Here is a 1618-nt window from a genome sequence, read left to right as displayed (position 1 = left end):
CATTGGTGCCGCTGACGCCGAACGACGACACGGCTGCGCGCCGCGGGCGGTCGCCGCGCGGCCACGGCCGAGCCTCGGTCAACAGCTCCACCGCGCCGGAATCCCAGTCCACGTGCGAGGACGGGCGGTCGACGTGCAGCGTCCGCGGCAGCTCGTCGTGCCGCATCGCCAACACCATCGTGATCACTCCGGCGACCCCGGCCGCGGCTTGGGTGTGCCCGAGGTTGGACTTCACCGAGCCGAGCAGCAGCGGCTCGTCCCGGCTGCGGCCGTAGGTCGCCAGCAAGCTGCGCGCCTCGATCGGATCGCCCAGCGGGGTTCCGGTCCCGTGCGCCTCGACGGCATCCACATCGGACGGTTCGAGTCCGGCCGCCGCGAGCGCCTGCCGGATCACCCGTTGCTGCGCGCGCCCGTTCGGCGCGGTGAAGCCGTTGGAGGCGCCGTCGGAGTTCACCGCCGAGCCGCGCAGCACCGCCAGCACCTGGTGCCCGTTGCTGCGCGCGTCGGAAAGCCGTTCCAGCACCAGCATTCCGACGCCCTCGGACCAGCCGGTGCCGTCGGCGGCCTCGGCGAACGCCTTGCAGCGGCCGTCGGTGGCCAGCCCGCCCTGGCGGCTGAACTCCAGCAGCGATCCCGGGGTGCTCATCACGTTCACCCCGCCGGCCAGCGCGAGTTCGCACTCCCCGGCGCGCAGCGCGTGCGCGGCTTGGTGCAGCGCGACCAGCGACGAGGAGCAGGCGGTGTCCACAGTGACCGATGGGCCTTCCAGCCCGAACTGGTAGGACAGCCGTCCCGAGGTGGCGCTGGCCGCGATGCCGGTGCCGACGTTGCCGTCCGCGTCCTGCAGCGAACGCACCAGCAGGTAGGCGTAGTCCTGCCCGTTGGTCCCCACGAACACGCCGGTGCGGGTGCCGCGCAGGCGGGTGGCGTCCAGTCCGGCGCGCTCGAACGCCTCCCAGGAGACCTCCAGCAGCAGCCGCTGCTGCGGATCGGTGGTCAGCGCCTCCCGCGGGGAGATGCCGAAGAAGCCGGGATCGAAGTCGGCGACACCGTCCAGGAATCCGCCGCGGCGGGACACCGCGTTGCCGCGCTCGTCCACGTCCTGCCCGTGCAGTCCGGCGACGTCCCAGCCGCGGTCGGTCGGGAACTCGCCGACCGCGTCGCGGCCGTCGGCCAGCAGGTCCCACAGGTCATCGGGCGAGCCGACCTTGCCGGGGAACCGGCAGCCGATCGAGACGATGGCGATCGGTTCGGCGCGCTCAGCGGCGAGTTCGCGGTTCTGCCGCCGCAGCCGTTCGGACTCCTTCATCGCGGCGCGCAGCGCCTGCTCGAGCCGGGCGGGGCTCTGCTCGCTGGAGGTCATGGGAGGACTCCGTGGTCGGTTTCGGCCTCAGTCGGTTTCGGCCTCAGTCGGTTTCGGTCGTTCCGTCCAGCGCGGCTTGCACCAGGTCGTCGATGGCCATCTCGTCGATGCCGGGACCTGGCTCGTCCGCCGAATCGCCGCTGCTCGCCTCGCAGCCGGGTTCACCCGCGAGGGCGAGCAGGCCGTCCAGCAAGCCGGACTCGCGCAGCCGGTGCAGCGGGACCGTGGCCAGCAGGGAGCGCACTCGCGCCTGCT

The 1618-nt window shown here is 72.9% G+C and carries 2 protein-coding genes; both read right to left on the bottom strand.

What is annotated here, in order from left to right; genetic code table 11:
• Positions 1-1363 (bottom strand): beta-ketoacyl synthase N-terminal-like domain-containing protein (locus tag IJH84_RS23720; RefSeq protein ID WP_295149208.1); only part of this gene is annotated, 1363 nt, incomplete at its 3' end.
• A 43-nt stretch (positions 1364-1406) separates the two neighbouring features.
• Positions 1407-1618, bottom strand: a 212-nt coding sequence (locus IJH84_RS23715) for a hypothetical protein (RefSeq protein ID WP_295149205.1), incomplete at its 5' end; no start/stop codon positions are given.

It is taken from the genome of Saccharopolyspora sp. (genome assembly GCF_017434145.1).
In the GTDB taxonomy this organism is placed as follows: Bacteria; Actinomycetota; Actinomycetes; order Mycobacteriales; family Pseudonocardiaceae; genus Saccharopolyspora_C; species Saccharopolyspora_C galaxeae.
The sequence above is the reverse complement of the archived record's forward strand: the minus strand, read 5'-3'. Positions and strand labels throughout refer to the sequence as shown.